This window comes from Mesorhizobium sp. M5C.F.Ca.IN.020.29.1.1 (genome assembly GCF_003997375.1).
Taxonomy (GTDB): Bacteria; Pseudomonadota; Alphaproteobacteria; order Rhizobiales; family Rhizobiaceae; genus Mesorhizobium; species Mesorhizobium wenxiniae.
Window position 1 is genome coordinate 18,595 of the sequence record NZ_RZSW01000003.1, and the last position, 26,300, is coordinate 44,894.

The window sequence follows — 26,300 nt, forward strand, 5'->3', positions numbered from 1 at the left end:
CGCTTGTCAAGACGCTGGAAAGGGCCCCGGTGGCGTCACCGCGATGAAGGCGTGACGATCGTCGCACGCTCGCGTAGATTTGGCTCGGGCTCCGACAGGTTCTCGCGAACCTGGCGCATAGTCTTGTTCTCAGGTCACGAGCACGCTAGAATTTCTTCACCTCGATATTGTGTCGGCGCAGAGCGTATCCGACCTGCCGCGGCGTGACGCCGAGGATACGAGCGGCCTTGGCCTGAACCCAGCCGACCTTCTCCATCGCTTCGAGCAGCCGGTCGCGTTCCGTCAGGCGCGGGCCTATTGCAGGAAAAGCGGGATCGTTTGGAGCGTCGGCCGTATGAGGCAATACGCTGTCCTGTGGGTCGCGGAAGCGCCCGGCCGGCATCCGCGATCCAACGGGCGTAATGTTGCTTCGAGCCCGCTCGTCGCCGGTATTGCCGCCGTGCGAACGATCAGCTCTTTTCCAGAGGAGCCAAGACAGGCATTGGTTATTGTAGCAGGCAAAATCCGACGGAGCGATTGTCCTTGAACGCGCTAGCGTCGCCGTCCTTTGCACACAGTTCTCCAACTCGCGGACGTTGCCGGGGAAATAGCATTGCGAGATCAGCTCCAGCGCCGACGGCGCGAAGGCGAGTTCGCGATGGTTGTCCTTGTTAAATCGGTCTAGGAACGCGTTCGCAAGGCGCGGAATATCCCCGGGTCGCTCTCGAAGCGGAGGCAGGATGATTGGCATCACATTGATGCGAAAATAAAGGTCGGCCCTGAAACTCCCGTTTACAACAGCCGTCTCAAGGTCCCTGTTGGTGGCGCATATGAGGCGGACATCCACCTGTAGCGTCTTGGTGCCGCCGACACGCTCTAGTTCGCCTTCCTGCAAGACGCGCAACAGCTTGGCTTGAAGGGCAGGCGAAATCTCGCCGACCTCGTCCAGTAGCAGCGTTCCGCCATTTGCCAATTCAAAACGGCCGGCGCGCTGCGAAATGGCCCCTGTGAAGGCACCTTTTTCATGCCCGAACAGCTCCGACTCCAGAACGCTTTCAGACAGTGCGGCGCAGTTCAATTTGACGAAAGGCTTCTTCCTCCGACGTGAGAGCTTATGGATCGCCTGCGCAAAAAATTCCTTGCCCGTGCCGCTTTCGCCCCGCAGAAGCACGGTAGAATTCGTCCTTGCAATTATGGATACGGTTTCGAGCACCTGCTTGAGTGCGGGACTTTCCCCGATGATCCCCTCCATTTTGACAGGCGGATGCGGGATGGAGTCGGTCCTGTCCTCATCGGACGAATTCTCCAGTGTCCATTGCGAATCGACGCGCCGCTCACGATCCGTAGTCAGGGCGCGATGGAGGCGAACAGTTCGGCCGACGAGGTCGGCGACCATCGTCAGGAACACTATGTCCTCATCGTAGAGGGAGCCGGTGGGGCTGTCCCTTGCGCGGTCGAGCGACAACACTCCAAGGATCTTATGCTCAGCCTTCACCGGGATGCCAATAAAGGCAATTGGGAGGGAATTGCCGCTGTGATATGTTTCAGGGTCAGCCTGAAATAGCTCGGACGTGCTGACGTCCGGTATCATGAGCTTCGTCCCCGTAGCGACGATGTGCTCTATCACGGCCCGTGGTACGATGGGGTGTGTGCCTGATCGGGCGGTATCGGCGTCGCCAGCACTCGCGGCAATCTCCGGATCACCTTCAGCGTCCAGTACAACGATTGCTCCGTGACGCATTTGCACAAACGATGGGAGTATATTCGTGACATTGGCAAGCGTAATCTCCAGCCGCGCCGGAGCGGTCAGGGCTTTCGATATCTCGTAGATTCCCCTGACCCGGATATCTGCATGGGACAGCGCATCGCTGCCCGGTTCGCGGCGGGTGTCTCGAGGTCCTACTTCGTTAACGCGATCCGGCGGTATGTCAGCCATGGAAACACCTCAGGAGTTGTGGTCCCGAATGCTCCTCCCAAGCGCCTTTTGCATTTCAAGCACAGTGTTCACCCGCTCCCCCTTTTGCGAGATGGTGCCAGGAAGGGTCGGCGCTTGGTCGTAACTTCAGGAGTGCACAGGTGCGTACCCATCAAACGGTGCGGACGCCGATCATCCGAACTTGAAGAGTACACCGAAGCCACCGCGCGGATAGTTCCATTCAATCTCACCGCTGGTCTCGCACAAGATCCGGCAGGTGCCGCACTCCATGCAGCCATCAGCGGTGATTTCAACCTGACCTTTGTCGTTTAACTCGTAGCATTTCGCTGGACAGACACGGGTCAGCGCGAGCAGATTCGCGCTTGGTTGCTCGTGCGGTCGCACCTTTATATGCGGACGGCCGGAGTCCACCAGATAGCGGTTCTGGTAAAGCTTGTCCTCGACCCGAAATTTCGTCATTGGATTTGTCATGTCGTCAGTGCCTCACCGCCACGCCAATGCCAGGCGGATCGCGTCGCTGACCAGCCCCAACCGCGATCGCGCCTTGATGAAGGCTGCCGTGGTCGCCTTTTCCTTATCGATCTTTGGCGTGCCGTCGACACGCATGAAGTTCTGCGCGGCTTGCGACATCAACTTCGGGTAAGTCGTGAAGAAATTGCCGGCGTTATTATGGAGTAGGGATGGCATGTCTTTGTATTTCCGCAGGTCCTTCACCACGAAGGATTCATCCAGCATCGTTTTGTATAGGGCGAGGTTCCGTTTGGTCATAGGATCGTTGCGTCTCTTGACCTGGATGATAGCCTCAGCCGCAATCCGACCGGAGGTCATGGCGAGGTTCGAACCCTCGCGGTGAATGGCGTTGTTCAATTGCGCAGCATCGCCAACAACGACCCAACCGTCGCCAAAGAGCTGCGGAATTGCCTTGTAGCCACCTTCAGGAATGAGATGCGCCGCGTATTCTTTCACCTCCGAACCGGCGATCAGCGGCCGGATCGAAGGATGGTGTTTTAGCGCGTCCAGGAGGGTGTAAGGGCTCTCCATCTTCGCGGTGAAATCCGAAACGAGGCAGCCGATCCCCAGTGAGATCGATTCCTTGTTGGTGTAGAGGAACCCGAGCCCGGCCATTCCGTGGGATATCGTGCCGACTGCCTCGATCACGCAGCCTTCACTCCCTTTGACGCCGAACCGCTGCTCAATGATCTCTTCGGGCAGGAAATGCATTTCCTTGACGGCCAGCGCCACGGCTTCCGGCTTCAGCATCTTTCGCAGGCCGCCTCGCGTGCCAAGCAGCCCGCAGACACCTTCTGCAAGAACCACGACGTCCGCGTAGATCGCTCCGCCGGCCCGATCTGTCCGGACCCCGATTACCTTGCCATTGCCATCACGGACGAGTTCCGTCACGGTCGTCTCGCACAGAACCGTCGCGCCGGCCTCGCGCACCTTGCGCGAAAACCATTTATCGAACTGGGCACGGATGATCGTATAGCGATTGGGCTTCACTTCATTGAAATCCTCCGACCGATAGTGAATCCCGGTGTGGGAGGTCTCGTCCATCACCCATAGGCGTTGTTCGACCAGATGCCGCTCGAGCGGTGCATCATCCCGGAAGTCCGGGACGATCTTCTCCAACATGTTCGCGTACATGATGGCGCCTTGGACATTCTTGGAGCCCGGATATTCACCTCGCTCCAACTGGAGTACCTTCAAGCCGTCGCTTGCCATGGTGTAAGCAGCTGCGTTCCCGGACATGCCGGCCCCGATGACAATGGCGTCAAACTCTTCGTTGATCATCTCCATCTCCCTTAGCTCGCAAGCTTGTCGCGACTGTGCGGTGACAGCCGCCGGGTGAAGGCCTCGGTCAGCGCGGGCAGGAAGCGGACCGCATCAGTTACGATCCCGAGGTGAGCGAAATCGAAAATCGGAGCGTTCGGGTCGGTGTTGATGGCCACGATGAGATCGGCTGCCTCAACTCCGACGCGGTGCTGGATCGCGCCGGAAATACCAGCGGCTATGTAAAGCTTCGGCCGGATTGTCTTGCCAGTCTGGCCGATCTGCCGATCGGCCGGCATCCAGCCCTTTTGGACCAGCGGCCGCGAACAGCCAAATTCGGCGCCGATCGCTCGCGCGAGACTCTTCACAAGCTGCAGGTTCTCCGCCCCGCCGAGACCGAGCCCTCCCGCAACGACCACATCGGCATAGGCGAGATTGGCCGTGCCCGACTGGCTATCCGGCAGGAAGCCAAGGACTTTGGTGACGATTTCATCCTCGGCCAGCGACAACTTGTGCGTGACGACACGCCCGATCCCTCTGTCCGCCCGGTGCGGCATGGGCATGACTCTCGGTCGCACCGTCGCCATCTGCGGCCTGTAGTTGAGCGTGTAGATCGTGCATAGCAGGGATCCCCCAAAAGTCGGACGGGTCGCTGCGAGCGAACCATCGGCATCAACGTCCAGTTCGGTGCAGTCGGCAGTGAGTCCTGTCAGCAAGGTCGTCGCGACTGACCCGGCGAGATCCCTGCCGAGCGTGGTCGCACCGAGAAGCAGGATCTCGGGTTTGTAAGTGTCAACCAGATCGGTCATCGCCTTGGTGAAAGGCTCATTCCGATAGTCGGCGAGCAGCGGCGCCTCGACGAAGTAGACAAGGTCGGCGCCATAGGCGAAGGCTTCGGCGACTGCGTTCTGGGTGGCTTCTTCCGGCGGTCCGAGCACAACGCCCGCGAGCTGGACGCCAAGTTTATCTGCTAGCTTGCGGCCCTCACCGAGCAATTCGAAGGATACGGGGTGGACCTGGCCGCGTTCGAGCTCGATGAAAACCCAAACGTGCCGGTAGGCCCTGAAACGCTCGGGCAGCTCCTTCTTCATCCCGGCACGGCCGGCGGGCGGGCGGGGAGTGTCTGGGTTCGCGCTCGACATATGGTCTGCTCCTTGCCGTCAGGCGCCGTCGAAGGCGAGTTCCGGTTCCAGTGCCGGTTGGCGGGTGAAAATTGCAACAATCAGTTCGTCGGCGAGATCGCGCAGCGTCTTCTCGGCCGTGTCAATTTGCGCCGCCTTTTCCGACCGCGCGGTAGGGGCGAAAACGCGTTTGACGACCGTCGGCGAGCCACGCAAGCCGCACTTGGTGAGGTCCTCAATGCCGGCCTCGGCCGCACTCCATTTCACAATCCGGCTGCGCGCGGCGCACAATGCGTCTTCGATCGAGCCCCGACGCATCTCGTTTGTGCCTTCCAGCATGGTGATGAGGCAGGGCAGGCTGCTCTTCAGCTTCTGGGTGCCGCCCTCGCAACGGCGCTCGACCGTGATCTCGCGCGCAGCAAGATCAATGGAGGCAATTTTCGCGACGTAGGTGAGTTGCACAAGATCGAGACGCTTGGCTATGCCGGGCCCGACTTGGGCGGTGTCGCCGTCGATCGTCTGTTTGCCCGTGAAGACCACGTCCGGCGGGCCGAACGTCTCGCCAATCTTCGCGATTGCCTGGGAAAGAGCAAAGGAGGTCGCCAGTGTGTCGGAACCGGCAAAATAGCGGTCGGTCAAAAGCACCGCGCGATCAGCGCCATAGCCGAGCGCCTTGCGCAGGGAGTCCTCCGCCATGGGTGGACCCATAGTGAGCACTGTGACCTCCCCACCATAAGCGTCGCGTAGCCTAAGTGCTTCTTCGAGAGCGAATAGGTCATAAGGGTTGATGATGGTCGGCACACCCTGGCGCATGATGGTGTTCGTCACCGGATGGACCCGGATCTGAGCCGAGTCCGGCACCTGCTTGATGCTGACGACGATGTGCATTGGCGTTTCTCTACGCTGTTATCCGATGCGGAATGGCGGTGCGAGTTCTTGGCTGCATCATTCGTGCCAGTGTTTTGAAGCTCGAATTCCATGGAAATTCGGCTGGTCATTTTGGGAGGCGTGGTTGCGATGCCCGAATTGTCGGCTTCTTGACATTGTCTCGTCGCAACTATGTCGCGCTTATTCCCTGCCGAACCGCTTCAGGACTGAATCGAAAGGAACAAAGGTGCTGCCTGGCGTGCAAGGCCTGTCTGGATCGTGATCTTTGAGCACCTTAAAGACCCGGTGCGTGAGCGGCGAGGAAACCGCGAAGTCCTCGTAGGCGCGTTCCAGCATGGCGCGTACGCGCGCGGCGATCACCTGGTCGGGCAGACCGGAGAAATCTTCCTCGGCAAGGTATTGGCCCACGCGCTTCATGATATGGAGCCGTGAGACATTGAGCACCTTCGGATCATATGAGACGCCAAGGACAGCAAAGAACTCCTCCGCCGCCGACAGGCCTTTCAGTCGCGCGAGGACGTCGGTGACATCGATGGGACGGCCGTCAGCGGAACAAGTCATTGCATTCTCCCTTGTCGGAAAACTGTGGGGCCAGATACGAAAAACTCTGTCTGCAGCCGCGAAATCCGCAACTTGATGGACGAGTGGGGCGGAGCCAGCGAGGCAATCGCTTCGTCGACAAGGCTGTGCATCCGGTGGCCGGGCGTGGCGCACGGGCGTGCATGGCCGCAGTACCGTGCAGAGGGAATGGGGGACTATCTCCGCATTGGGCCTCGACCTGGGTCGGCTCCGACCGAGCTGGGACCACCGTCTTGTCGGCAGCACCAATGAGGACACCGGCCGGCTACGGCCGTATCCCGCGCCTTGGTCTCCGCAATGTTTGGACGTCATAGCCGATGGGACGGCCGAACGTCTTCTGCGTCGCGCCGCGTGGCTGCTTTTCCGATTTGAGATGATGGCGAGGACAGCCGACATCACCACCTTCACCCAAATCCAAGATCTCTGCCGACCGCATCGCTGCACATTTTGTCGTAGAGATCGACCAGTTGAATCGCTGTGATGCTCGATTTGATCTCGGCCGCCTTGCGACGGACGCAGGCAAGCATCGCGGGTGCCAGATCGGGGTCAAGATCGCGGCCGCTTTCGCTCAGCACATGGGCAATCGCGGTGGCGCCAGAATGCTTGCCGATGACGATACGTCGGCAGCGGCCCACGAGAACTGGATCGAGCCCCTGATATGTACGCGGGTCCTTCAGCAGCCCTGCGACGTGAATTCCTGATTCATGGGCAAAAACATCAGCTCCGACGATCGGCTTAGTGGCGGCTATCGGTCGGCGGGCTGCCTGCGCGACCTCGGCTGCCAGTGCGGGCAGTGCGGTCAGGTCGATGCCGGTATCTGCGCCCTGGAGCACGGCCATCGCGGCGGCCACCTCTTCCAGCGCGGCATTGCCCGCGCGCTCGCCGAGTCCAAGGACGGTGACCGAGGCATGGCGCGCGCCGGCGCGGATCGCAGCCAGCGTGTTGGCGGTAGCGAGGCCGAGATCGTTGTGCGCATGGAATTCAAGGTCGACGGGAGACTGCGCTGCGAGCTGGGTGACAAGTTCGAAGGTCGAAAAGGGGTCGAGGACGCCGACCGTGTCGGCCAGCCTGACACGGCTCGCGCCGGCGCGCGCCGCCGTCTCAATAACGCGGGCTAGATGATCCCGCTCGGCCCGCGAAGCATCCTCGCAGCCCACCGCGACGAAGAAGCCGCTGGCGACTGCGCGCCCGACCATACGCTCGATGAGCCGGAGCGCTCCTGCCTGATCGAGGCCGAGCTTGGCGGCAAGTTGCATGTCCGACGCAGGCAACGACAGATTGACGGCGGGGACGCCGCTCTCGACCGCTGCATCCAAATCCTGCGAGGTCATCCGGCACCAGGCCGTGAGCCGCACCGGGAGACCCCGTGCGACCGCAGCGCGAATTGTGTCGATTTCGTCGGCGCCCATAACCGGCGTGCCGATCTCGATCTCCGGAACGCCGGCTGCCGCAAGCGACTCGGCGATCTCAAGCTTTTCCGCCACCGTAAAGGCAACGCCGGGTGCCTGCTCGCCGTCACGCAGGGTCGTATCGTTGAGAAAGATCCGACTGCTCATGAATGGTCGCCGGTTCTTCTGGCGCTGAGACCTGCAACGCATTGAAGGTCTTCGGTAATCCGCCTATCCGGCCCAGAAACGGGGGCGTCGCGCAGCTTCTCCACGATTGCCGGCAAGACCTCGAGCACCCGGTCCACGTCTTCTTGGTCGTTGTCACGCGCGAAAGAGAAGCGGACCGCCCCATGTGGTATTTTCATCGCACTCAGGACATGGCTCGGCTCCGAACAGCCGGAGGTGCAGGCGGATCCGTACGAACAGGCGATCCCCTCGCGGTCGAGGAGTTTCAGGATACCATTGCCTTGGATAAATTCGAAGGTGATGTTTGTGGTGTTTGGCAAGCGCTCCAGCGGGTCGCCGTTGACGAAGGTGTTTGGCACACGCTGGAGAAGCCCTTTCTCCAGCCGGTCCCGGAGCCGCTTTATCCGTCTGGTCTCGCCATCCATGAATTTCAAGGCGAGTTCGGCTGCCATGCCGAGCCCGACGATGCCGGGCGTGTTTTCGGTGCCCGCACGCCGGTCGCTCTCTTGGTGACCCCCCTTGATCAGCGAGTGGAAGCGCACAGTGCGCTTGACGAAAAGTGCGCCGGCCCCTTTCGGTCCATGTAATTTATGGCTGGAGAGCGACAGCATATCGATTGCGGTCGATTTCAGGTCAATCGGGAGCTTGCCGACTGCCTGCACGGCATCAGTGTGGAAAAGAGCGCCGACTTCCTTGGCCAATTCGGCGAGCTTGGCGACAGGGAAGATCGTACCGGTCTCGTTGTTGGCCCACATGATCGAGACGATTGCCACGTTCGGGCTGAGAGCAGCCCGGTAAGCGTCAACGTCGAGCCGGCCGTGGCTATCTACCGGGATCCTGTGCACCCTGACGCGGCGCGTCTCCTCAAGATGCGCGCAGAGCGTCAGCACGGCCGGATGTTCGACGGCGGAAGTCACGATCTCTGTCCGGTCGGGCATCACCTCGAGCGCCGAAAGAATGGCCGCATTGTCGCTTTCCGTTCCACCCGAGGTGAAGGTGATCTCGTCGTCGAACTCCGCGCCGATCAGCGCCTGCAACTGCCCCCGCGCGTTTTTCAACGCGGCGCCGGCAAGGGCGCCAAAACCGTGCGCCGACGAAGGATTGCCGAATTGATGCGTAAGCAACGGCAGCATCGCTTCAACGACTTCGGGATCAACCCGTGTCGTTGCGTTGTTGTCGAGATAGACAACTTTCATGGGCTGTGGTCCTCAATGGATTGGAATGACGTGAAGGCGCAACCCGGTTTCACTGAGCCTTGCGCATGCCGTTGCTGGCGGAGACGATCTAGAGCCGGTGCAGGTGCCCCACATGTTAGCGTAGACTGGGCCGCCATCGCACCGACAAGCTCACCTCAGGCGCCCTCTCTTCTTCGGCAATCAACTAAAGGACTTGCCGCAGGAGCACTTCCCGCTCGCATTCGGATTGTCGAAGACAAAGCCGGAGGTTTCGAGACCCGTGACGAAGTCGACGGCCATGCCGCCGACATGAGACTGGGAGCCGGCGTCTATGAACACCTTGATCCCATCGGCCTCGATGATCGCGTCGCCCTCGCGCGAGAAGCTCTCCAAGCCCATTGAGTATTTGAAGCCGGAGCAGCCGCCGGGCTCGACCATGATGCGAAAGCCTTCTGCCGGCTCACTAGCGGCGGAAAGAGCGGTCTTAACGGCGGCAACGGCCTTCTCGGTGAGTGTAATCATTGCTCCCTTTCTCCTCGGTGCGTGACGGTTTGGGCATCACCGCGCATGAACCGTGCCAACGGGAAAAACCCGTTTCCGAACAGTGGAACTTCGCTAGACGGCCACGATTCTGGTTCGGCTATTGTCGCTAAGGCGTCGGCTTTCGACACGTGTTGTCGGATTTGTCGAGACCGCCACAGAGGGTTGGACCGGAGTTTCCGCTGAACGGGCACGTAGGCCAGGTTTTCGAGACCCTTCGAGCAGTTGGTACGAGTTTTGAGGCTCTCTTTTGGCGAGGGCTAAGGCTCCCGACCGACAATGCGCAAGCAGGTAACACATGCACCAGCCAGAGAAACCTTCGCCGGAGAGAATTCGGCGGGCACGGGAAGACAGTCCCAAAATCCGCGGCCGGGATCTCGCTGCCCGATTGGGTATTTCGGAAGCGGAGCTCGTCGCGGCACATTGTGGTTTTGGCACGGTGCGCATCGAGCCGCGTGTGAATGACGTGTTAACCGGTCTCGGCGCGGTTGGCGAGGTCATGGCGCTGACCCGCAATGACAGTGCCGTGCATGAGAAGATAGGGATCTACGATAGGGTATTCACGGGCAAGCATCACGCTATCGTGCTCGGCAATGACATCGATCTGCGCATCTTCCTGAAGGTGTGGGCGCATGGCTTTGCCGTCGAGACATGCGATGGCGGGGAGATCTGCCGCTGCCTGCAATTCTTCGACGCCGCCGGCGAGGCAGTGCACAAGGTGCATCTGAGGCCGTCCTCCAACCTCTACGCCTATCAAAAACTGACAGACGAGCTCCAATCCTCAAACCAGGAACCGATCCTGTCGGTTAAGCAGAGGTCAGCCGAAAATATCGCAAAGATTCCGGACCAAGCCGCTATCGTCGACGACCTACGGGAGCACTGGAGCCGGCTGACCGACGTGCATCAGTTCTTCGACATGCTGAAGACGCTGAACCTCAGCCGCCGCCAGGCGGTGCGCATCGTCGGCCAGGATTACGCCTGGCTGCTCGACAACGATGCCGTCAGCGCCATGTTCCATCATGCGGCCGAGGACGAGATGCCGATCATGTGCTTCGTCGGCAATCGTGGCTGCATCCAGATCCATTCCGGCCCTATCAAGTCGGTCAAGCAGATCGGGCCTTGGATCAACGTGCTCGACGAGACTTTCCACCTGCATCTCAGGACCCACCACATCCGCGAGGTTTGGGCCGTGCGCAAGCCGACCAAGGACGGCCATGTCACGTCTCTCGAAGCATATGGCGCCGACGGCAAGATGATCATCCAGTTTTTCGGGACGCGCAAGGAAGGCGAACCCGAGCGCGACGATTGGCGGTTACTGACCGAGAACCTGCCGCGCATTGCCAGTTCATCCGCCGCTTCAGGCAACACCGATGCATATTGATTTCCGTGTTCGCTCGGTGTCCGCGTCGCTACCCTGGATTCTCCTGATCACCGCTCTGCCTGCCGGGGCCAACGAAAGCACAGCTGTCTTTTGCGGCCCGCCGCGGATCGCCTCGATCGGAGGCTCCTTCCCGAGAGCGCCTTCGCGCTTGGCGAGGACCGCCATCATTGCTCCCGTTGCGATGAGCCACAACCGGAACCCCGCGGTCAAGCTGCCCAATGTAGGCAAAATGCGTCAGCTACCTGCGGAGGAGTGTGCTGTCGGTCAATGTCCAACCCCAGCCCTGTACGGCAGCTGGCGGGAGGAATTGGTCGAGGTGAAGTCGATTGGTCCCTCCGTCAAGTTTCCAGAGGACGGCCTCCACAAAGGCATCCTCGAATACTTCTTCGCCGGCAAGGGCCTTCGGGTCTAGATCTAATGCCAAGCTCGAAAAGCTAGCGTCCGAGACGGATGCAAAGCTGAAAGCCGCCAAAAAAAGCAGACCGCATCATCAAAGAACGCCACGCATCCTGTTCGTGCTATCGGCGCAGGGCAGCTAGATTCTTGCCACCAGCAGCGACACAGCAGTGAACGGCCGGCTTGCCGGTGCGGCCAGTGCGGTCGAGGATTTCTCGGGCTAGCAGGGGACGTCCGACGATGGCGATCGTTACCGCCAGGCCGATGTGATCCTGACGTAGAAGAATGCGGGCTGCCGATCTCGGAAGTGCGCTATTTGCGGGCGCTGTGATGGCCTAGGCGCCGGCGGGCGTAGGCCTTCTTCTTGCCACAGGCGGGGCCGGTGGCGGCCCCAACCTCCAGCGCCATCAGCCGCTCGGCGGCAAAGCCAATCATCTCGCGCAGGAGATCGGAATCCGGAGTCTTCTACACGAGCGCGCGCAGGTTCATCATGTCGTCGGTCATCGATGGTTCCTTCGAATCAGGTTGGTGTCAGCAACCCGACCTTACCGGCGAACTGTCGAGACCACCGCAAAGCCGCTCGCACGCTTGTATGGGCTAATCTTTGTAAGGTGATCTTTCAGTCGTTCCGTCTCCTTGTTCCTTGTTCCTTGTTCAGCCGTGGCGCCCATTTGTTCCTGCTTTGGCTTCGGGGTTCATTGTCATTGGGCGCCGCGCGCAGTGACGGTCAAGGGTGGGCCTTTGGCCATCGCGAAGCGACTTGCCCTTGATGGTCACGAGCACGGCGGGCAGCGTTACATTGAGCCGGCAGGTGCTGTTCGTAGAGGTCTTCAACTTGCAAACCGAGGGGAGCTCGCCATCAGGCGCCGTAAACGCGCCGCAAGCTTGTATGCGGTTGATCCTGGCGGATCGAAAACCATGATGCAGCCATACGCATCGGCGGCGAAGCTCCGGGCGGTGGGCCCATTCTACAGCGCGGCGTAGTAAGCCATGTGAGCGACCGGGATCACCACTACCTCGGATCGTTATCGGCAGACTATTGCAGCTGCCAAACTTCAATGCTCGTCCTGTCGAACGTTCCTCCAAGCCTTATGCCTGGCGCAGGGCTACTCCCTTCGGGATCTCGCCGGTCGTGACAAGTCGCCAGAATGCAATCAGCAGCTTGCGCGCCAAAGCCACGATCATTGTCTTGCGCGTTCCGCCACGGCCATCGGCCGTCCTCGCGCAAAACCAGTGCGCCAGCGCGCTGTCCTTTTGGTATTGGAGGAACCGCCAAGCCAACAGGATCATGCCATAGCGGACGCGAGCATTGCCGGCCCGCGCAAGGCCTTTCTCGCGCCTGCGTTGGCCGCTCTCATCCGGCGCCCCGGTAAGTCCGGCATAGCGGGCGACGGCTCTCCGATCACGCAGGCCGCGTGAGAGAATCTCGTTCACCAGCATGTCCGCAGTCTCGATACCGACACCGATGATCCGCGCAAGAAGGCGAACCATCGCGAGCGGACCCTTCTCCGTGTCCAGAACGACCGAGAGCTGCCGCAGCCGTTCGTGCTCGATCTCGTGGATTTGTTCACGCAACAGGTGAAGCCGTCCGAGATTACGGCGCAACTCGGCTCGGCTTCGTTCTGGCAGGGGCATACCTTCCGCCGTATGCAGAGCTTCCAATTTCTCGGCAGCCTTGCGCAGATTGGGTTTGAAGGTGCGAATGCCGAAGCGAGCGAGGATTGCCTTGATGCGGTTGACGATCCGTGTACGTTCGCGGACGAGATTGTCTCGTTCACGGTTCGGACGGTGGCCCTCCTCCTCATTGATGGTTGGGATGGCTGCCATGCTGCAGTGGCGCTTCTCGCCCCGCAGCCAGCCAAGAAAGGCGCGCATCAGCAGTTCTGTATCAAGGCGATCGGTCTTGGCGCGCCGATGTTCGCGGAAAACCGCTACGCTAGATGGATGTATGACATAAGCCTCGACAGCGTGCGCCTGGAGCCAGCGCGCCAACCAAAAGCCGTCGCGTCCAGCCTCATAGGCGACAACGATGCGCCGGACTTCACGCCCGGCTTGGATGGCTTCGCTGCGCCAGCGGCGCAACAGCCTGAGCACCGAATCCGGGTCGGCATCGAGCTTCATGAGAGGGTTACGTTCAAAGCCAGGGACCGTCGCAGCAACGAGCCACTTTGTCTGGCTCATCTCAATCACTGCGACCAACGTGATGTCCTGATCAAGGGTAGTAAGGGATTTGCTTGCATCAAAGGATGGTGACATGGGGGCGCTCCTTGGGTAGCTGCTCAACAGCGCCGAAGGTGCCACACACTCGCCGCCGCCCATAGCATCTACAGCGCTATCGAGGGCGCGCTCGCGAGCGGCTTCGCTATCGCCGAGCTATACCTGCTCTGGCAGGTGACCTCGTTCGATGCTGAGCCACTTTCACTCGGCCCCTCGTAAAGCCTTCGATGCGCAATCTTGTCGTGTCTGGAAACGGACAAGAATGTCGAAGCCCTACCAATGGGTAGCCTCATACGGGCCGATACTACGGAGAGATGAGTAGCGCCAACGGTGCGCGTATTCGGCACGCAATTTGCTCGATCTGTCATCGGAGGCGATGTCGGCAGAGCGATATGGAGCTCAGCGGGCTCTGATGAACAGCCTTGCGATCCAAGTTGAGCCCGTCAGCGTCTGAGCGCGGGAGAAACCATATGGCGACCAAACCGGTTCCAGATCATGTCCCGCCGGAAATGGTGGGCGACTTCAGTCTTTTTACGTCACCAGGCATGTCCCCGACGCCCAATGGCGACCCGCACGCAGCAGTCGCTTGCGTGCATGCCGGGCCGTCGATCTTTTATTCGCCGTGGAATACGCGCGCCGGGCTGGGTACTTGGGTCATCACTCGCGCCGCAGATCAGCGGCGTGTGCTCCAGGAGACCGAAGCCTTTTCCAGTCATCGCAGCATTTTCGCATCCGCACTGGGCGAAGACTGGCCCATGATCCCGCTCGAACTCGATCCACCGTCCCACGGAGTCTTTCGCTCACTGCTCAATCCGCTGCTTTCGCCAAAGCGGGTAACGGAATTGGAACCGACTATCCGCGAGCGAGCGGCAACGCTCATCGACAGGATCGCCTCGTCGGGCACAAGCTGCGACGTGATGAAGGATTTCGCCTTTCCTTTCGCGGTCAACATCTTCCTTCGCTTTCTCGGACTGCCGGATCACCGTCTCGATACATTTGTCGGCTGGGCGAAAGATCTGCTCCACGGCGACGATGTGAGACGGCCGGCGGCGGCTCGGACGATCGTGTCGTTCATTGACGAACTGGCGGCGATGCGCCGCAAAAAGCCCGTCGACAATTTCATGAGCTTCATCGTGCAGGCACAGGTCGAGGGTCGCGGCCTGACAGACGAGGAGGTCCGGGGCATTGGCGTGCTTATCTTCGTGGCGGGGCTCGACACGGTCGCTGCAGCCATAGGCTTTGACTTGGCCTATCTCGCGCGCAACCTGAAAGATCAGGAATTGCTGCGCAACGAACCGGACCGGATCGTGCTCGCAGCCGAAGAATTGCTGCGCGCCTATCCAAGCGTTCAGATGATCCGCGTGGCAAGGAAAGATGTCGATTTCGAAGGCGCGCCGATCCGCAAGGGAGACTATGTTTCCTGCGCCACGATGATTGCAAATCGTGATCCGACGGAATTCGAATCCCCCAATACGGTCGATCTGACGCGACAGGACAACCGCCACGCCGCCTTTGGCTATGGTCCCCACCGTTGCCTTGGCTCACACCTTGCCCGGCGGGAGATTGTCATTGGCCTGGAGGAGTGGCTGGCGCGCATACCGCCCTTCCGGATCAAGGAGGGAACAGCACCCATCACCCATGGCGGCCATGTGTTCGGGATCGAAAATCTGGTCCTGGACTGGGCTTGAGTAACCCCCGCCCTGGGCCGGGCCACAGACGTTGGAGGTAGCTGTGCGCATTATCGTTCACAACGCCAGATGCCAGGGTCATGCGCGATGCGCGGCGCGAGCACCGGCAGTCTTCAGGCTCGATGAGGCGGGCTACATCTTACCAGGTAACATTGATGTTGCGGATGGGGAGCAACTGCTGGCCTCAGATGGCGTGCGGTCCTGCCCCGAACTTGCGCTGGAAGTCGATGATCCACCCGCCGCGCGAATCCTATCGGAAGCCACCCGCAAACCGACGGCCGGCGTCCCGGAGCACCTCAGAACCACGGAAGAGCCGATGGACCAAGCAAAAATTACCGAACTACTCAACCGTGAGGCGATCCGTGACTGCCTTTATCGGTACAGCCGCGGGATAGACCGCGCCGATGAGGCGGCACTGCGCAGCGCGTACTGGCCCGATGCGCATGACAGTCATGGGGCCTATCGCGGCTCAGCCGAGGGCTTCGTTCGGTTTGCGCTCGGTGTCTTCAAGACCGGACCGCGCAACGTCCATCAAATCACGAACATCCTGATTGAATTTATCAACCCGGCAGAAGCTGCTGTCGAGAGCTATTTCTCCGCGCTCCAGCGCGGCCCAGACAATGACGGAGGAGTACGCCAGATGCTGCTATGCGGCCGTTACTGCGATCTGTTTCAGAAGAGGGAAGGGGAGTGGCGGGTTGCCGAACGGACGGTGGTCTACGATTGGCTCGAGGAGCAGATCCCACCGGCGGTACTTGAGACAGAACGGTTCGGGCCGCGACAGCCCATTGGAGCACCGCACCCGGACGATCCGGTCTACGCGCTCGGGAAGCGTCGCATTGCTTCCCGCGACGATGCCTTCTCAGCTTCCGAACGGGAGAGACGCATCAGTGGGGACGACGGGCTATGACAACTTTGCAACGCCATTAGCGGTCCCCCAGACCAACCCTGCCCGGTTAAGATGCGGCCGGCAGGGTTGCCTTTCCGCCCGCGACAGCGCGACCGCGACAGCGATCCGCTCTACCGCCACGAGCGCGCCGAGGACGTCGGTCTGCCTCGATTGGCTGGACCAGGCAGAGCCGCTCATCGAGGTAAGCGTCTGTACCTCGAGGGGTCCCTTATCCCTTTCGGCTATCCAATTGGGAGTTGGACTGCAGCCGAAGCGGACGACCTCTATCTGGTAACACAACCGACCGTCACCAGCACATATTGCTCTACTGCGGCGCATCGATCCGCACGCACAACATCGAGGGCAGAGATTCTGAGCCTCCTGGAGAAAGTTCTCATGACGCAGGCAGGACGCATCGTCATCGTAACAGGCGCCACTGGCGGGATCGGCCGTGCCCTGGTCAATATTCTTGCCGCAGATGGAGACACTGTTATTGCGGTGGACCTCCCGGGGAGCGGCGTGGTTGAACTGGCCCGTGGTCTCGGCGAGCCGCATCTCGGCCTCGAGTGCGATCTCTCGCGAGAGGAAGATATCGTCGCGCTCTATGGCCAGGTCGAAGCACAGTTGGGGCAAATCAGCGTCCTCATCAACAACGCCGGAGTGGGACCCACTATAGTCGCCACTGTCGACACCGATGTCGATGACTTCCGACGCGGCCTGGCGGTAAACCTGATTGGGCCGTTCCTCATGGCGGGGGCGAGACGCATGAGGCCCGCGGTGCCATCGTCATCGTCGCTTCGATGTCGGGCGTAGTAGGCAATCCCAAGCGCAATGCGTACGCAGCCTCGAAAGCGGGCCTGATCTCGTTGACGAAGTCGCTTGCATGCGAGTGGGCTTCTCGCGGTATCCGGGTGGCTGCGGTAGCGCCGGGCTGCGTGCGCACGCCGATGATTGCAGAACTGGACCGAGCGGGCAAAATTGACCTCGCGGCGATGCGCCGTCGTGTGCCGATGGGGCGCCTGGCTCGTCCCGACGAAATCGCCAGGGTTGTGAGTTTTCTGGCCAGCGCGCAGGCATGCTACGTCACTGGATCGGTGCTGGCGGTCGACGGCGGCTGGATGTCATTCAACCAACCCGGGGATGCCAGCCCTGAGGTGGAAGGAGTCCTCAGAACCGAACTCTCCCGTCCGGCCGAATGCACCGACGCGCGAGTCGTGCTCGTCACGGGCGGCGCAAACGGTATAGGCGCCGCTGTTGCTCTCCGTTTTGCCGCGAACGGTGACACCGTCGTGATCGCCGATAAAGGTAGCGCCGCAGCGACACTCCTGGCTGCATTGCTCGGCGGAAAGAACACAGCGAAATCCGTCGATGTGGCAATCGAGAGCGAGGTGGTGGCTCTGTTTGAGGGGCTGAGGGGGCGCTTCGGCCGCCTTGATATCCTTGTCAACGGTGCTTCTATCGACACTTTTGCGGCGGGCGTCGAACAAATGCCTGCAGAGATCGAACGTGTCCTGCATGTCAATCTCACCGGCGCCTTCACTTGCGCGCGTGAAGCGATCAAGATGATGCGCCCCGGCGGCATGATCCTCAACCTGGGATTGATCAACAGCTTTGTGCCCTTCGCGCCGCGTCATGCCTATGGCGCCTCGAAGGCGGGGATGGACATGCTGACCCGCTGCATGGCGGCCGAACTGGGGCCAATCGGCATTCGCACAGCCACCGTCGCTCCCGGCTACATCCGCACGCCTGCCATTCGTGAGTTGGCGAAGGCCCGCCGCATCGACACGAAAACGATCGAACGGCGGATCCCCTTGGGTAGGAGGGGACGGCCGGAAGATGTTGCAGATGCTGCTTTTTTCCTGGCTTCGTCCGACGCCTCATACATCAACGGCTCGATCCTCTATGTGGACGGCGGCTGGACCGCGTTCGGTGACGCAGGAAACGCCAGCGGCTCTACGACGAATGCTTTGCGAAGGCCGCTGGTTGAACATCGACCATTCGCCAGGCGACCGGGTGCGGTTCATGAAAGCGGAGACCCCGGCTTGGGACGCGCCCGCAGCGCGGCCCCAATCGAAGATGTCGGCGGGGCAACGTCCCTCGGGATGGGGACAAGCTCTCCGGGCGTGCCCGCAACCGCGAATCGCACAGGGGCCCAGAGCAACGCGGTGCTCTGCCAGGCGCCTGATCCGAGGCAATCGGTGTCTCGGACGAGCGCATTTCCAGATCCGCCAACCAGCAGCAAACAAGGAAACACAGTGGAATTCGCCACCTTCATCCTGGCCGCCCAACGTGGCTATCATCAATCCTCCGACATCGTCATCCGAAACTCCATCGAACAGGCCGTCGTTTCGGAGCAGGCCGGCTTCGGCACAGCCTGGTTCGCAGAACACCACTTCAACAATTACAGCCTGATTCCGTCGCCTTTGATGATGGTGGCGCACTGCGCCGGCGTGACGAGCACCATTCGCCTCGGCACTGCCGTCTGCGTGCTGCCGCTCTACAAACCGCAGCGCCTGCTCTCCGAGATCGGCTTCGCCGATATCGTTGCGAACGGTCGCCTGGATCTCGGCGTCGGCTCGGGATACCAGCAGTGCGAGTTTGAGCGCTTCGGCGTCAATATCGATGAGGCGCCGGCCATCTTTTCGGAACACTTGGACATCCTTCTGAAGGGTCTCAACCACAATATCTTCGAGCACGATGGCCCCTACGAGAAGATACCTCCGACGGCGATTTCGGTACGCACCGTCCAAAGGCCTGCCCCGCCGATCTGGATGGCCGGCGGGCCGGCCCGCATGAAACGGGCCTACCGCGAGGGCCACAATTACTTTGTCACGGCATTCCACGACGGCCTGGAGACTTTGAGAACGTTGCGCGGAGCGATCGAGAAGGCAGCGGCTTCCGAGGAGCGGAATGTCGCCGATGCCAAGGTATCGCTGCTGCGTTGCTGCTATGCCAGCGACAACGAGGCGGAGATCAACAGCTATCTCGACAACGCCCGTTTCCAGCGCCGCCTGTCGGAGGCGTTGCATCAGCGCCGCCAGCAGAGCCATGACGGCTATCTGCTGCAGGAAACGCCCACCCAGAAGGATCTATCGTTCGAGGCAATGCGCAAGAACCTGCCGATCGGCAGTTTGAATCGCGTGATTGATCGCTTGCTGGAAGAGATCGACATCCTCAAACCGGATCAGATTGCAACCCAGACCCAGCTGGGAGATTTCGACCAAAAGACAATGCTGCGCCAGCTCGAACTTTGGGGAGACAAGATCATTCCCGCGATCAACAAGGCGCTGGGTAATGCGCGGGTTTGAATTCGCGATGGGTTATGCTCCTTTCCCGCAGCCGTTAGTCGTTCAGGTGGCATAACGCACGTTCAACGGCCGGCTCATGAATGGAACTTGTATGCTTTCGATGAGTAGCGCTTTCGTTACCCTGGACGGCTCCAGGTGGTGCCCGAATATCTCACCTTTCGAGGGCTCCGCTTGTGCGGGCTAAGGCCGCTCTGCTGGAAAGTCTGCTCGCGCGCGGCGCTTTCAGGGCGTCGTTTTTCTGGTGAAATCCTCGCACTTGCGACGGGTAGCGCGGTGACTTCGAAGGCGAGCTAGATCGCATGATCATGGCGCCGACCCCGTCGGCCGCTGCACTGGGGTTGAGCCTGCGCAGCGTGTGCCCGAAAGACTGCCAGACCCATGTTGCTGCTGGCAGAGCCGCTGTGGACGAGACAAACCAGGAGAACGGGACCATGTCCGCTCAAAACGATGTGTGTGTCGGCGCCGGCCAACGGCCTGCGATCGGGCCGGAGAAGGGGTTCGACGAGCATGTGCTTGCCTGCGTCCTCTCGTGTGCGCTGAAGGAGGTCGAGGCCGGCGAGGCGACAGCGACGGAGTCAACCGGCCTTTCCCTTACCGAGCTGCGCGAGATCCTGCCCCGCAGTTTCCCCGCTGCCGCTATGGCAGCCTTGGCCTTCAAAGACGCCAGCGACCCTGAGCCGCTTATGGAGGAAGAACTTCTGCGCGGCCTGCTGCTGGCGCATGCCCGGCCGAGCGACCCGGCGAGCGCCCGCTTCGCTAAGATCCTCGCCCGGCGCGCCATGCGCAATGGCCATCTGTGGCAAGACCTTGGGCTTCTCAACCGGGCCGAGCTCAACCGCCTGCTTGCCATGCATTTTCCGACGCTAGCGGCGGGCAACGCCCAAAACATGAAATGGAAGAAGTACTTTTATCGCAAACTCTGCGAGGCCGAAGGGTTCTCGCTATGCACTGCGCCCAATTGCCGCGAATGCAGTGATTTCGAAAGTTGCTTCGGCCCGGAGGAAGGCGAATGCGAAGAACGCGTCACATTGATTTAAGGGCCGCTTTCGTCACGAGGCCTTGAGGCCTCGATCGCCGTCGCGCCACAAGCGCTTTTCCCTGCGCCGCTGTATGGAGGAGGGGATATTCATCGCCTCGCGATATTTAGTGACGGTGCGGCGAGCGAGATGGATGCCGCATTCCTTGAGCCGGTCAGCGATGTCATCGTCCGAAAGCACGTTATCAAGGGATTCTTCGGCGACCATCGCTTTGATCCGATGGCGGACGGCTTCGGCGGAGTGCGCGTCACCGCCTTCGCAGGAGGCGATCGCGACAGTGAAAAAGTACTTAAGTTCGAACACCCCGCGTGGGGTAACCATGTACTTGTTCGACGTCACCCGGCTTACAGTCGACTCGTGCATGTTGATCGCGTCAGCGACCGTCCTGAGATTGAGGGGTCGTAGGTGGGCGACGCCATATTCCAGAAAGGCCTCCTGCTGGCGCACGATTTCGGTCGCGACCTTAAGGATGGTCTTGGCTCGCTGATCGAGGCTGCGGATTAACCAGTTCGCGTTTTGCAAGCATTCGTTGATAAATGTCATGTCTTTCGATTTTTTGGCGGCTCGGCATGAAACCTCCGCGACATAGCTTTGGTTGATCAGCACCCTGGGCAGCGTGTTCGGATCGAGCTCGATCTGCCATCCACCTCCGGGCGAGGGCGTGACCCAGACGTCCGGTACAACGCATTCCGGCGCGCCCGATTGGAATGCGTTTCCAGGCTTGGGATCGAGCGCACGGATTTCCTGCAGCATATCGAGAAGATCCTCTTCATCGACGCCGCAACGCTGCTTCAACGTCTGAAAATCGCGTTGCGCAAGCATCTCAAGGTTGGCAATCAAAACCGCCATCGCCGGGTCGAACCGGTTTCGCTGGCGCAGCTGTATCTCAAGACATTCGCCGAGAGTTCGTGCGAAAATTCCCGGCGGATCGAAGTGCTGCAAGGTACCTAGAACCCGTTCCACATCGGCCGGAGGAATGTTCTTGTACCCAGCCAGGTCCGAAGGACTTGCCTGAAGATAGCCAGTGTCATCCAGATGACCGGCAAGCTGACTAGCAATCAGCCGTTCGTGCGGTGTGAAGGCAGTGAGGGAGATCTGACGAGCGACATGGTCGTGCAAAGTTTCGGCTAAGGCGACAAACTCCTCGAAGGCAGGACGATCACCAGGCGCGGTGTTGGTCTCGTTCGGCTGGGATTTCCCTTGCCGGGGATGGTCCGGGGGCCCGCTCCAGGTCGGTCCTGCAGCCTCGCCAGACAGCCCGTCGTCGTTTGGCGCATGCTCCAGAAGCGGATTCTTCTCGAGCTCCTGGTCCACGAACTGATGCAGTTCGGCATGCGTCAGTTGCAGCAAGCGAATCGACTCGATGAGTTGAGGCGATGCTGCAAGAGACTGTTTCTGAAGTAGGCCAAACGATGATTTCATGGTCAGCTCGGTATTCCTGTCAAAGAAGCTCTTGGCCGCGGCTAATTGGATCTCTCACAGGTCGACGCTTCTGACGCGCGTCACGTTTGGACACCTCACGGGACGCGCCTTAGAGTTTCGCCTTTTGTGCTCGGTCTCGTCCAAGACACCGCTGCACATGGTCGATGTACACCAGGTCATGCAGCGGTCTTCAATTTGTGAAGGACGTTCTGCGGGGATGAGACGCCATAGGGATCGGTCTCGCAGTTGTCGGAGAAACCTTCCTCCTCAAACCACTGCTCCACCACGCCATCATTGACCAGAGCCGCGTAGCGCCAGGAGCGCATACCGAAGCCGAGATTGTCCTTGGCAACCAGCATGCCCATTTTGCGCGTGAACTCGCCTGAACCGTCCGGGATCAACTCGACCTTCTGCAGCCCCAAGGACTTCCCCCATGCATTCATGACAAAAGCATCGTTGACGGAGAGGCAATAGACCGCGTCAACTCCTTCCTTCTTAAATTCCTCATAGAGATCTTCGAAATTTGGCAGTTGGTAGGTCGAGCAGGTCGGGGTGAAAGCGCCAGGGAGCGAGAACAGGATGACGCGCTTGCCGGCGAAGTAGTCGTCGGATGTTCTTTCCTCCCAGCGGTATGGATTTGGCCCCTGGACTGAATCATCGCGAACACGCGTGAGAAACGTGACGAAGGGAACCTTCTTTTGACCGGTCATCAACTTGCTCCTTTAGAAAAAACTGGCGCACCGGATTTTGGCTGAGGCTGGCGCCACCGCGCCAGGGCCCGCATGCCGGTCACGAGGTGAGATCCTCGCGGCTCCAAATCTCACTTCCCCATCCGAGTGTATGAGAACGGCCCGGCTCACCAGCCATCCACAAAGCAGGTACCAACAACTGACCACGCAACAGACCGGCGCGACTGAACTGGTTCAGCGCAATTGTCTGGACTTTTGCCGCTGCCCGTTGCTCGGCCTCGGGCGATCGTAGAGAGCTTCGTGTGTCAGCCATGGTTCGGCAAATAGCTTTCTTGTGATTTGATGGGCTCTAGCCACGAGCAGCAAGCGGCATGCCATTTCCAATGAAGCTGCTCCCGCACCAACGCTTTCGCTTCAGGACGACGTCTTCGCCAAGCCGGATACGCGCTATAACCGTCGCGTCATCACACTGAACAAAAGTCCTGTGTAACGCGGATACTCACGCTCCGCACCGGCTGGCAAAGGACGGACCAGACAGCGCAAGCCGATGCAATACCGCACACCGGCGGGCACTGCAGCAACTGCATAGTGTCTGCCCCGGCGTGTTTTTGTGCGACTAACGCCAACGCAGGCCCGGGGCAGCAAGCCGTGGCCATCGGGGATCGCCCTGGTCCAGAGTCGATGAGGATCGAATTCGAATCGGGTACGATTTTTACATGCTTGGCGTTCCAATTAGTCTCGCCGAGCGTCTCTATCGAAACCTCTCGTGTCGGAAACTCGACAAGAATTGTCGCAAGGCCGACCGAAAGGTCGCCAAGCCGCTGGTTAGCGGGAAGCGGTGGAACGCAACGGAGCGCCAACCGGGCACGCAAATTGCTCCGATGATCTTATCGGTGGGACGTCCGCAATTCGAGGGAGATCGGCGGCGCCGCAACGACGCTCGATGCAGGAGCGCATTGATCTCCCGCTCAACTCGACCCGCAGAGGATTCTGCTGTGACCGATATCGATCGCTTTGCCTGGCAGGCACTAAATCGGCATTTCAAAACCGATGATTTAACGGGTCTCGCTAGCTCGCGCCGTAAGTTTGCTGCCCATTTGCTGCCTGATATTCAAACCGGCATTGAAGAGCAGATTGCACCTTTATCTCCCAAGCTCGTCGGCGTCCACCAGCGGCACGAGTTCGATGCCATGAAATTGTCGGACATGGTGATTCGCGACGGTGAAGCCGTAGCGCTGACACCCTTGCAATAACAGGACGGGATGCCGGGAGCGATGCGGGTTCATCGCCTTCCTGACGTACCCCGGAACGGCGTGGTGCTTTCGGAGGCAACTATGGCGCGTCTTGATGCCAACGTCTTCGACTTTGATCGACACCGAGAGGGGTTGAAGCGCCTCGGCCAACACGCGCAAAAGGGTATTCTGCTTTATGGTCCCCCTGGTACAGGCAAGACACACGTCATCCGTTACGTTTCTGCCAACCTGCCCGGACGCACTACCGTTCTGGTTACGGCTGAGCAGACAGCGGCGATTGGGTTCTACATCGCGTTGGCCCGCACCCTTCAGCCAAGCATCGTCGTGCTTGAGGACGTCGACCTGGTGGGTCGGTCGCGAGAAAACGTATATAGCCCGAAAGCCGAACGTCTGCTCAACCGTCTGTTGAACGAGATGGATGGTCTTGAACCACATGCAGATATCCTCTTCCTCCTGACGACTAACCGGCCGGAGGACATTGAGGACGCGCTCGCCTCGCGCCCGGGCCGCGTCGACGAAGCAATTGAGATACCGCTTCCCGACGCCGGTTGCCGCGAGCGGCTGATCGCGCTTTATGGTCGTGCGCTCGTCTTCGAAAACGGAGCGGTGGCGGACGCCGTCGCGCGCTCGGAGAACAGCAGCGCGGCCTATGTCAAGGAAATGGTCCGTCGTTTGGCTCAACGGAGCCTGGCACGGGATGGCAGTGATGTCGTCTCGCGCGAGGATGTGGAGATGGTCTTCGGCGACACCCAAACCTTGTCGAGCCGACTCAATAGGCGCCTTGTCGGCCTAAGTGAGAAAACCTTAAGAAGACGAGGAGCCGAAGAAGATGAGAGTGGCTGCTGCAACTGATGTTCTGACGGCCAGAGTTCGCGTTGCGCTGGTTTTTCAATGCTGAGTTCTGCACGGCGCCGAAAGTGCCGCATACGTGCGGCCCCGTTCGGGCGCGCCCCCGCCAGGTCACTTTAGCGGATGCGCCCCTTGTCGAGCACGACGCGCTTCCATCTCGGCGCAGTCCGTTCCGACTCAGGTGGATGCCCCGGTGAGCCGATGGTCTCAATTCCGGCCGGGTGTGCTTGCCACTGGTCACGCCGAGGCGGAAGGGCTTGCACCGCCGGCTCTGCAGGTCCACGAGGCGCTGAAACCCGATCCTTTGGGACTTCTTTTCTGTTTCGGCGGCATCTTGAAGGTGATCTGGCACGGTGGCTAGCGGCATGCCGGTTCACCAAACGGCTGAAGCTGGCCGCGATCACTGAGGCGCCGGTTCTGATCTCCACCGCTCGCCTAGCCTACCTGCTCTTAGAAATTGTCCAGGGTAGGCAATTCTGACAAGCCGTTCCTAGGTTTGCTCCTCGGCGCCGCCTTCATGTTGTGGGAGGATCCTTTTGCGGAGCCGCACAGAGAACTCCGTAACAAACTTCTCTGGCTCGCCACCATGGACTATCGCAGCCCCGCGGCGTGCTGATCGGATAATCGCTGCCGCTGCGCCTCTCGCCGCTGGTTCAGTGATCTCTCGGGCCGTCATCCCGGCAACGTCGACTCCGCGACACCTTTTGTCGCGTTTGTCAGGTTCCCGCCACTGGCTCGGCGACCCAAGTCTGTGTTTGCCACAGGCTATCGGCGTGAAAACTAAAGATAAACTTCTGTCGCCGGCTCGATCTGCCAGATCGGCACGAGCTTTGCTCCCTTCGGGGCGAGACGACGGCAGCAGCCGACCGGCCCTCCTGTCGCGGGTCCCGCGATAGACAGATGGAAGGAACCCACCATGGCACGGCCGCACCGCACCCTCCACAATGGGTTGCGAGATGGGTGGGCTGCAGCTCGGCTGGTCAGCATCGACCTTGCTCGCGGCTTGGCTGTCTTCGGGATGTTTGCCGTGCATGTCGGTCCCGACAGCGGCGAAGGACTGGTCGGGCGTGTGATGGAATTCGCCTATGGGCGCTCGTCCGTCCTGTTTGCCGTGTTAACGGGTTTTTCGCTCATCTTGATTACCGGCCGCAACGCGCCGAAATCGGGGGTAGCCAGTAGACAGGCCATTGCCAAAGTCGCAGTTCGTGCCCTTATTCTGCTCGCCCTTGGCTCAATCCTGAAATACCTCGATGTGGCGTACGAGCCCATCCTGGCATACTACGGGGTCTGCTTCCTGTTGGTCCTGCCGCTCTATCGGCTCAGCGCACAGCAACTCGGTTTGCTCGCCGCGGCGACAGCATTGGTTCTCCCGCAAGTGCGCTTCCTGCTTCTCCCAATGTTTGGCTCCGAGAGCTCGGCCCCCGAGGTGTTCAAGCTTTTGGTCAGCGGCGACTATCCCGCGTTGACCTGGGTTCCTTTTTTGATCGCAGGCATGGCCATTGCGCGCTTTGACCTTCGCACGCGCGCAATGCATTGGTGCCTTGGTCTAGCTGGCGTCGCGCTGGCCGTGTTAGGCTTTGGGGGATCCTCGCTCGCGCTGCATTTGCTG

The 26,300-nt window shown here is 60.3% G+C and carries 22 protein-coding genes and 3 pseudogenes; 12 read left to right on the forward strand and 13 right to left on the reverse strand.

Features of this window, described 5'->3' with window-relative positions:
* Positions 1-145: 145 nt before the first annotated feature.
* The 9 genes from nifA to EOA85_RS00755 form a co-directional block, all read right to left on the reverse strand.
* Positions 146-1,915 carry a nif-specific transcriptional activator NifA gene (gene nifA / locus EOA85_RS00715; protein ID WP_127207978.1) on the reverse strand — a complete coding sequence of 590 codons (1,770 nt, stop codon included), beginning with the start codon at positions 1,913-1,915 and terminating at the stop codon, positions 146-148.
* Positions 1,916-2,086: 171 nt separating this feature from the next.
* On the reverse strand, positions 2,087-2,386 hold the full coding sequence (locus EOA85_RS00720; protein WP_127207979.1) for a ferredoxin family protein: 300 nt from the start codon (positions 2,384-2,386) through the stop codon (positions 2,087-2,089).
* A 12-nt stretch (positions 2,387-2,398) separates the two neighbouring features.
* On the reverse strand, positions 2,399-3,706 hold the full coding sequence (locus EOA85_RS00725; protein ID WP_127207980.1) for an FAD-dependent oxidoreductase: 1,308 nt from the start codon (positions 3,704-3,706) through the stop codon (positions 2,399-2,401).
* An 11-nt stretch (positions 3,707-3,717) separates the two neighbouring features.
* On the reverse strand, positions 3,718-4,827 hold the full coding sequence (locus EOA85_RS00730) for an electron transfer flavoprotein subunit alpha/FixB family protein (RefSeq protein ID WP_127207981.1): 1,110 nt from the start codon (positions 4,825-4,827) through the stop codon (positions 3,718-3,720).
* Between the two features lie 18 nt (positions 4,828-4,845).
* Entirely contained in the window at positions 4,846-5,694 is an 849-nt protein-coding gene (locus tag EOA85_RS00735) for an electron transfer flavoprotein subunit beta/FixA family protein (RefSeq protein WP_127207982.1), read from the reverse strand.
* A 180-nt stretch (positions 5,695-5,874) separates the two neighbouring features.
* Entirely contained in the window at positions 5,875-6,255 is a 381-nt protein-coding gene (gene nifW / locus EOA85_RS00740) for a nitrogenase stabilizing/protective protein NifW (RefSeq protein ID WP_127207983.1), read from the reverse strand.
* Positions 6,256-6,677: 422 nt separating this feature from the next.
* A complete protein-coding gene (nifV, locus tag EOA85_RS00745; RefSeq protein ID WP_127207984.1) occupies positions 6,678-7,829 on the reverse strand; it encodes a homocitrate synthase in 1,152 nt (383 codons plus the stop codon).
* Positions 7,826-9,043 carry a cysteine desulfurase NifS gene (gene nifS / locus EOA85_RS00750; RefSeq protein WP_127207985.1) on the reverse strand — a complete coding sequence of 406 codons (1,218 nt, stop codon included), beginning with the start codon at positions 9,041-9,043 and terminating at the stop codon, positions 7,826-7,828. The genes nifV and nifS overlap by 4 nt, the downstream gene beginning before the upstream one ends.
* Positions 9,044-9,223: 180 nt before the next feature.
* A complete protein-coding gene (locus EOA85_RS00755; protein ID WP_127207986.1) occupies positions 9,224-9,544 on the reverse strand; it encodes an iron-sulfur cluster assembly accessory protein in 321 nt (106 codons plus the stop codon).
* A 316-nt stretch (positions 9,545-9,860) separates the two neighbouring features.
* Between EOA85_RS00755 and EOA85_RS00760 the strand changes: the two genes are divergently transcribed.
* Entirely contained in the window at positions 9,861-10,943 is a 1,083-nt protein-coding gene (locus EOA85_RS00760; RefSeq protein ID WP_127207987.1) for a ChuX/HutX family heme-like substrate-binding protein, read from the forward strand.
* Positions 10,933-11,355: a hypothetical protein gene (locus EOA85_RS00765; protein ID WP_127207988.1), complete on the forward strand. Its 423-nt coding sequence runs from the start codon at positions 10,933-10,935 to the stop codon at positions 11,353-11,355. Before EOA85_RS00760 ends, EOA85_RS00765 begins: the two co-directional genes overlap by 11 nt.
* A gap of 338 nt (positions 11,356-11,693) precedes the next feature.
* Here EOA85_RS00765 and EOA85_RS00770 read toward each other — a convergent pair.
* Both EOA85_RS00770 and EOA85_RS00775 read right to left on the reverse strand, forming a co-directional pair.
* Positions 11,694-11,843: pseudogene (locus EOA85_RS00770) on the reverse strand (IS256 family transposase); the annotation flags it as partial.
* 585 nt (positions 11,844-12,428) lie between these two features.
* Positions 12,429-13,595, reverse strand: coding sequence for an IS110 family transposase (locus EOA85_RS00775; protein ID WP_127207989.1), 1,167 nt, complete (start codon positions 13,593-13,595; stop codon positions 12,429-12,431).
* Positions 13,596-14,026: 431 nt separating this feature from the next.
* Here EOA85_RS00775 and EOA85_RS00780 point away from each other — a divergent pair, with 431 nt between their 5' ends.
* The 6 genes and pseudogenes from EOA85_RS00780 to EOA85_RS00800 all read left to right on the forward strand — a co-directional run bounded on the left by EOA85_RS00780 (position 14,027) and on the right by EOA85_RS00800 (position 20,478).
* Complete coding sequence (locus tag EOA85_RS00780; protein ID WP_127207990.1) at positions 14,027-15,244, forward strand: cytochrome P450; 1,218 nt, start codon at positions 14,027-14,029, stop codon at positions 15,242-15,244.
* A 43-nt stretch (positions 15,245-15,287) separates the two neighbouring features.
* A pseudogene (locus tag EOA85_RS38500) lies at positions 15,288-15,458 on the forward strand (ferredoxin); the annotation flags it as partial.
* Between the two features lie 102 nt (positions 15,459-15,560).
* A complete protein-coding gene (locus tag EOA85_RS00785; protein ID WP_245485545.1) occupies positions 15,561-16,154 on the forward strand; it encodes a nuclear transport factor 2 family protein in 594 nt (197 codons plus the stop codon).
* Positions 16,155-16,529: 375 nt separating this feature from the next.
* Positions 16,530-18,120, forward strand: a pseudogene (locus tag EOA85_RS00790) (SDR family oxidoreductase).
* A gap of 268 nt (positions 18,121-18,388) precedes the next feature.
* Positions 18,389-19,441, forward strand: a complete 1,053-nt coding sequence (locus EOA85_RS00795) for an LLM class flavin-dependent oxidoreductase (protein WP_127207995.1) — start codon at positions 18,389-18,391, stop codon at positions 19,439-19,441.
* Positions 19,442-19,872: 431 nt separating this feature from the next.
* The gene (locus tag EOA85_RS00800; protein WP_127207996.1) at positions 19,873-20,478 is read left to right on the forward strand and encodes a nitrogen fixation protein NifQ; all 606 of its coding nucleotides are present in this window, start codon (positions 19,873-19,875) and stop codon (positions 20,476-20,478) included.
* A 12-nt stretch (positions 20,479-20,490) separates the two neighbouring features.
* Here the strand turns inward: EOA85_RS00800 and rpoN are convergent, their stop codons facing one another.
* On the reverse strand, positions 20,491-21,900 hold the full coding sequence (gene rpoN, locus EOA85_RS00805; RefSeq protein ID WP_127207992.1) for an RNA polymerase factor sigma-54: 1,410 nt from the start codon (positions 21,898-21,900) through the stop codon (positions 20,491-20,493).
* 176 nt (positions 21,901-22,076) lie between these two features.
* Positions 22,077-22,610 carry a peroxiredoxin gene (locus tag EOA85_RS00810; RefSeq protein ID WP_127207993.1) on the reverse strand — a complete coding sequence of 178 codons (534 nt, stop codon included), beginning with the start codon at positions 22,608-22,610 and terminating at the stop codon, positions 22,077-22,079.
* A gap of 974 nt (positions 22,611-23,584) precedes the next feature.
* On the opposite strand from EOA85_RS00810, the gene EOA85_RS38505 reads away from it, so the two are divergent.
* The 4 genes from EOA85_RS38505 to EOA85_RS00820 form a co-directional block, all read left to right on the forward strand.
* Positions 23,585-23,842 (forward strand): hypothetical protein, encoded by a 258-nt coding sequence (locus EOA85_RS38505; protein ID WP_245485542.1) that lies wholly within the window; start codon positions 23,585-23,587, stop codon positions 23,840-23,842.
* 81 nt (positions 23,843-23,923) lie between these two features.
* The gene (locus tag EOA85_RS38510; RefSeq protein ID WP_245485543.1) at positions 23,924-24,694 is read left to right on the forward strand and encodes an ATP-binding protein; all 771 of its coding nucleotides are present in this window, start codon (positions 23,924-23,926) and stop codon (positions 24,692-24,694) included.
* 190 nt (positions 24,695-24,884) lie between these two features.
* Entirely contained in the window at positions 24,885-25,052 is a 168-nt protein-coding gene (locus EOA85_RS37195; RefSeq protein ID WP_164759429.1) for a hypothetical protein, read from the forward strand.
* Positions 25,053-25,607: 555 nt separating this feature from the next.
* A partial coding sequence (locus EOA85_RS00820; RefSeq protein WP_127207994.1) for a heparan-alpha-glucosaminide N-acetyltransferase domain-containing protein occupies positions 25,608-26,300 on the forward strand: 693 nt, incomplete at its 3' end.

Coding starts and splice junctions, on each gene's coding strand:
- nifA (WP_127207978.1), bottom strand. CDS start 1,915: ATGGCTGACATACCGCCGGATCGCGTTAACGAAGTAGGACCTCGAGAC.
- EOA85_RS00720 (WP_127207979.1), bottom strand. CDS start 2,386: ATGACAAATCCAATGACGAAATTTCGGGTCGAGGACAAGCTTTACCAG.
- EOA85_RS00725 (WP_127207980.1), bottom strand. CDS start 3,706: ATGATCAACGAAGAGTTTGACGCCATTGTCATCGGGGCCGGCATGTCC.
- EOA85_RS00730 (WP_127207981.1), bottom strand. CDS start 4,827: ATGTCGAGCGCGAACCCAGACACTCCCCGCCCGCCCGCCGGCCGTGCC.
- EOA85_RS00735 (WP_127207982.1), bottom strand. CDS start 5,694: ATGCACATCGTCGTCAGCATCAAGCAGGTGCCGGACTCGGCTCAGATC.
- nifW (WP_127207983.1), bottom strand. CDS start 6,255: ATGACTTGTTCCGCTGACGGCCGTCCCATCGATGTCACCGACGTCCTC.
- nifV (WP_127207984.1), bottom strand. CDS start 7,829: ATGAGCAGTCGGATCTTTCTCAACGATACGACCCTGCGTGACGGCGAG.
- nifS (WP_127207985.1), bottom strand. CDS start 9,043: ATGAAAGTTGTCTATCTCGACAACAACGCAACGACACGGGTTGATCCC.
- EOA85_RS00755 (WP_127207986.1), bottom strand. CDS start 9,544: ATGATTACACTCACCGAGAAGGCCGTTGCCGCCGTTAAGACCGCTCTT.
- EOA85_RS00760 (WP_127207987.1), top strand. CDS start 9,861: ATGCACCAGCCAGAGAAACCTTCGCCGGAGAGAATTCGGCGGGCACGG.
- EOA85_RS00765 (WP_127207988.1), top strand. CDS start 10,933: ATGCATATTGATTTCCGTGTTCGCTCGGTGTCCGCGTCGCTACCCTGG.
- EOA85_RS00775 (WP_127207989.1), bottom strand. CDS start 13,595: ATGTCACCATCCTTTGATGCAAGCAAATCCCTTACTACCCTTGATCAG.
- EOA85_RS00780 (WP_127207990.1), top strand. CDS start 14,027: ATGGCGACCAAACCGGTTCCAGATCATGTCCCGCCGGAAATGGTGGGC.
- EOA85_RS00785 (WP_245485545.1), top strand. CDS start 15,561: ATGGACCAAGCAAAAATTACCGAACTACTCAACCGTGAGGCGATCCGT.
- EOA85_RS00800 (WP_127207996.1), top strand. CDS start 19,873: ATGTCCGCTCAAAACGATGTGTGTGTCGGCGCCGGCCAACGGCCTGCG.
- rpoN (WP_127207992.1), bottom strand. CDS start 21,900: ATGAAATCATCGTTTGGCCTACTTCAGAAACAGTCTCTTGCAGCATCG.
- EOA85_RS00810 (WP_127207993.1), bottom strand. CDS start 22,610: ATGACCGGTCAAAAGAAGGTTCCCTTCGTCACGTTTCTCACGCGTGTT.
- EOA85_RS38510 (WP_245485543.1), top strand. CDS start 23,924: ATGGCGCGTCTTGATGCCAACGTCTTCGACTTTGATCGACACCGAGAG.